Annotated in this window: 4 protein-coding genes; 3 read left to right on the top strand and 1 reads right to left on the bottom strand. The window is 69.7% G+C overall.

The annotated features are described in order from the left end of the window. Positions 1–147: helix-turn-helix domain-containing protein (locus tag B551_RS25635; protein ID WP_023264384.1), on the top strand; the 147-nt coding region annotated here is incomplete at its 5' end. A 165-nt stretch (positions 148–312) separates the two neighbouring features. Here B551_RS25635 and B551_RS14470 read toward each other — a convergent pair. Next, positions 313–1,014, bottom strand: coding sequence for a fumarylacetoacetate hydrolase family protein (locus B551_RS14470; RefSeq protein WP_006580072.1), 702 nt, complete (start codon positions 1,012–1,014; stop codon positions 313–315). Between the two features lie 323 nt (positions 1,015–1,337). Between B551_RS14470 and B551_RS14465 the strand changes: the two genes are divergently transcribed. Together B551_RS14465 and B551_RS14460 are read left to right on the top strand one after the other, a co-directional pair. After that, positions 1,338–2,360, top strand: coding sequence for a tripartite tricarboxylate transporter substrate binding protein (locus tag B551_RS14465; RefSeq protein ID WP_006580071.1), 1,023 nt, complete (start codon positions 1,338–1,340; stop codon positions 2,358–2,360). A 135-nt stretch (positions 2,361–2,495) separates the two neighbouring features. Beyond that, complete coding sequence (locus B551_RS14460; protein WP_006580070.1) at positions 2,496–4,313, top strand: IlvD/Edd family dehydratase; 1,818 nt, start codon at positions 2,496–2,498, stop codon at positions 4,311–4,313. Positions 4,314–4,331: the final 18 nt, after the last annotated feature.

Here is a 4,331-nt window from a genome sequence, read left to right as displayed (position 1 = left end):
ATGGACCTGCTGACGCGCCGCTTCGAGAAGGCGGTGCTGGAGGCCGCGCTGGGCGTCACGCGCGGCCGCCGCGTCGAGGCGGCGACGCGGCTCGGCATCGGCCGCAATACCATCACGCGCAAGCTGCAGGAGCTGGGCTTCGATTGAACGCTGCGTGGTGCTTGCCGCCACGCAAACAAAAGGCCACGGTCCCATGCCGTGGCCTTTTTGCTTGGCGGCGCTGTCGTCCCCGCGAAGGCGGGGACCCAGCGGCTTGAAAACGACGCTGGATTCCCGCCTGCGCGGGAATGACAGCGAAAGACGCGTCCGCGCTCAACCGCGGCGTTGACCCACCGTAAACACGAACTCGCCGAGCCCCTGCACGCCGCCGCGCACCGCGTCGCCCGGTTGCAGCTTGCCGACGCCGGCCGGCGTGCCGGTGAAGATCAGGTCGCCGGGGGCCAGCGCGACGCTCTGCGAGATATAGGCGATCACGTCGGCCACCGGCCAGATCATCTCGTCGAGGTCGCCCTGCTGGCGCACCTCGCCATTGACCTCGAGCCAGATGCGGCCCTGGGCCGGATGGCCGACCGCACTGGCCGGCTGCAGCGGCCCGCACGGGCCGGACGCGTCGAAGGCCTTCGCCCAGTCCCACGGCCGGCTCATCGACTTGGCGACATCCTGCAGATCGCGGCGCGTCAGGTCCACGCCGACGCCATAGCCCCACACATGATCCAGCGCGCGCTCGACGGCGATGTCGGTGCCGCCCGTGCCGATCGCGACCACCATTTCGATCTCGTGGTGCAGGTTGTCCGTCAGCGGGGGGTAGGGCACGGTGCCTTGCGCGGGCACCACCGCATCGGCCGGCTTGGTGAAGAAGAACGGCGGCTCGCGGTCGGGGTCCTTGCCCATCTCGCGCGCATGGGCGGCGTAGTTGCGTCCCACGCAGAACACGCGGCGGATCGGGAAGCGGGCGTCGCTGCCGGCGACGGCGACGCTGGCCTGCGGACAGGGTGGAATCACGAATTCGGTCATGGTGTGATGGAATCGAGAGAGAAGCGAAGGGTTCGGCGGGGGCGTCGACAGCGGCGGGATCCGCGCGAAGCCAGGCCGATTGTACTGAGCAGGACTCGCGATATGAAACGAATGATTTTGGCGCTGAGCATCAAAAACTCCGATCGATGATTAGCCGGCGCGATCCGCCCGGACCAAAATAATTTTTTGGTTAATCGGTGCGGCAACCGCTTCTTCCGCCCGCCGCCCGTCTCCACACTTGCCGTCACGGCGCCCCGTGCCTCGATGCGTTCCCACGCGAGGCCCGAGGACAGCGCCCACGACAACGAGATCCAGGAGACCCCATGACCACCAAGCCGATCCTCTCATTCCAGCGACGCCGCCGGACCTGGCTGCGCGCCGGCCTGCTCGCCTTGTCCGCGCCGCTATGGGCCGCGCTCGCGCCCGCCGCCCTGGCCGCGTACCCGGACAAGCCGGTGCGCCTGGTGATTCCCTATCCTCCGGGCGGCGCCACCGACGTGATCGGCCGCATCGTCGCCGCACGGCTCGGCGAGGCGCTGGGACAGCAGGTCGTGGTCGAGAACCGCGGCGGCGCCGGCGGCAATATCGGCGCCGAGGCGGTCGCAAAGAGCGCGCCGGACGGCTACACGCTGCTGATGGGCGCGCTGACCTCGCATTCGACGATGGCGACGCTGGAGAAGGGGCGGCTGCGCTACGATCTGCTGAAGGACTTCGTGCCGGTGATGGTGGTCGGCTCGGTGCCGCTGGTCGTGGTGGTCAATCCGCAGTTGCCGGTCACCACGCTGCAGCAGCTGATCCAGTACGGCAAGGCCAATCCCGGCAAGCTGAACTACGCGAGCTCGGGCGCCGGCGCGCCGCAGCGGATGGCGGCCGAGATCTTCCGCAAGGAGGCCGGCATCGACATGGTGCACGTGCCGTACAAGGGCAGCGGCCCGGCGATGACCGACCTGGTCGCGGGGCAGGTCAACATGATGGTCGAGACCGTGCCCGCGGCGCAGCCCTTCATCAAGAGCGGCCAGCTGCGGCCGGTCGCGGTGGCGGCGGCGAAACGGATCTCGATGCTGCCGGACGTGCCGGCGGCCGGCGAGAGCGGCATGCCGGCGCTCGATGTCAGCTCGACCTTTGGCGTGCTCGCGCCGGCCGGCACGCCGGCGCCGGTGGTGCAGCGGCTGAACGCCGCGCTGGCGAAGATGCTGCAGATGCCGGCGGTCAAGGCGCAGTTGCTGCAGCAGGGCGTCTACGCGTTGCCCGCCACCACGCCGGACAAGGCCGCCGAGCGGCTGCGCGACGAGGTGAGCCGCTGGCACAAGGTGATCACCGACGCCGGCATCGAATCGGACAGCTGAAGCCGATTCCGCATTCATCTCGTCGTTCCCGCGCACGCGGGAACCCAGCGTCTTTTTAAGTCACTGGGTCCCCGCCTGCGCGGGGACGACATCGTTTGACAGGCATTCGCGAGACCGATCATTTCCGCACCCACCATGAGCACGATTTCGAAGACACCCGACGCATCCGGCAACGACAAGCGACGCGATACGCCCAGCGATACCCGAGGCGATACCCGAAGCGATACCCGGCCCGACACCGGCCTGCGCCAGGGCCTGACCAACTACGGCGACCAGGGCTTCTCGCTGTTCCTGCGCAAGGCCTTCATCAAGGGATCGGGCTATACCGACGCCGCGCTCGAGCGGCCGGTGATCGGCATCGCGGATACCGGCAGCGCCTTCAACCCATGCCACGGCAACATGCCGCAGCTGATCGAGGCGGTCAAACGCGGCATCCTGCTGGCCGGCGGGCTGCCGATGCCGTTCCCGACGATCTCGATCCACGAGAGCTTCGCCGCGCCGACCAGCATGGTGCTGCGCAACCTGATGTCGATCGATACCGAGGAGATGATCCGCGCGCAGCCGATGGACGCGGTGGTGCTGATCGGCGGCTGCGACAAGACCGTGCCGGCGCAGCTGATGGGCGCGGCCTCGGCGGGCGTGCCCGCGATCCAGCTGGTGACCGGCGCGATGCTGACCGGCTCGCATCGCGGCGAGCGGGTCGGCGCCTGTACCGATTGCCGCCGCTACTGGGGCAAGTTCCGCGCGGGCGAGATCGACGCGCACGAGACCGCGCAGGTCAACGACCAGCTGGTCGCCAGCGTCGGCACCTGTTCGGTTATGGGCACCGCCAGCACGATGGCCTGCCTGACCGAGGCGATGGGCATGAGCCTGCCCGGTGCCGCCACGCCGCCGGCCGTCACCGCCGATCGCATCCGCATCGCCGAGCTGACCGGCACCCGCGCGGTCGCGATGGCGCGCGAACGGCTGACCATCGACAAGGTGCTGACGCCGGCCGCGTTCGAGAATGCATTGCGCGTGCTGCTGGCGATCGGCGGCTCGACCAACGGCATCGTGCACCTGGCCGCGATCGCGGGCCGCATGGGGCTGGACATCGACATGCAGGCGCTGGACCGCATGGGCCGCGAGACGCCGGTGCTGCTCGACCTGAAGCCCAGCGGCCAGCACTACATGGAGGACTTCCACAAGGCCGGCGGCATGGCCACGCTGCTGCGCGAGCTGCGGCCGCTGCTGCGGCTCGATGCGCTGACCGTCACGGGACGCACGCTGGGCGAGGAGCTCGACGCCGCCGGGCCGGGCTTCGCGCAGGACGTGGTGCGCCCGATCGCCGATCCGATCTATCCGCAGGGCGGCATCGCCGTGCTCGGCGGCAACCTGGCGCCGGGCGGCGCGATCATCAAGCAGTCCGCCGCCGACGCCGCGCTGATGGAGCACGAGGGGCGCGCGGTGGTGTTCGAGCATTCGCAGGACCTGGTCGAGCGCATCGACGGCGACGATCTCGACGTCAACGCCGACGATGTGCTGGTGCTGAAGAACATCGGACCGAAGGGCGCGCCCGGCATGCCGGAAGCCGGCTATATCCCGATCCCGCGCAAGCTGGCGCGCGCCGGCGTCAAGGACATGGTGCGGATCTCGGACGGGCGCATGAGCGGCACCGCGTTCGGCACGGTGGTGCTGCATGTCACGCCGGAAGCCGCGGTGGGCGGACCGCTGGCCCTGGTGCGCACCGGCGACCGGATTCGCCTGAGCGTCAGCCGCCGCGAGTTGAGCCTGCTGGTGCCGGACGACGAGCTGGAACGGCGCCGTGCGGCCAGTCCGGTGCGCGAGCCGAGCGCACCGCGCGGCTATCTGAAGCTGTTCCTGCAGTCCGTGACGCAGGCGGACCGCGGCGTCGACTTCGACTTCCTGCGCGCCGCCGAGACGCGCGGCAAGACGCCTGGAACTCCGGAATGAGCGGCCCGCGCGCGTAGC

Origin of the sequence: Cupriavidus sp. HPC(L), assembly GCF_000307735.3 — a bacterium.
Classification (GTDB): Bacteria; Pseudomonadota; Gammaproteobacteria; order Burkholderiales; family Burkholderiaceae; genus Cupriavidus.
Note: the sequence above shows the minus strand (reverse complement) of the source record. Positions and strands in the feature narration are given on the sequence as shown.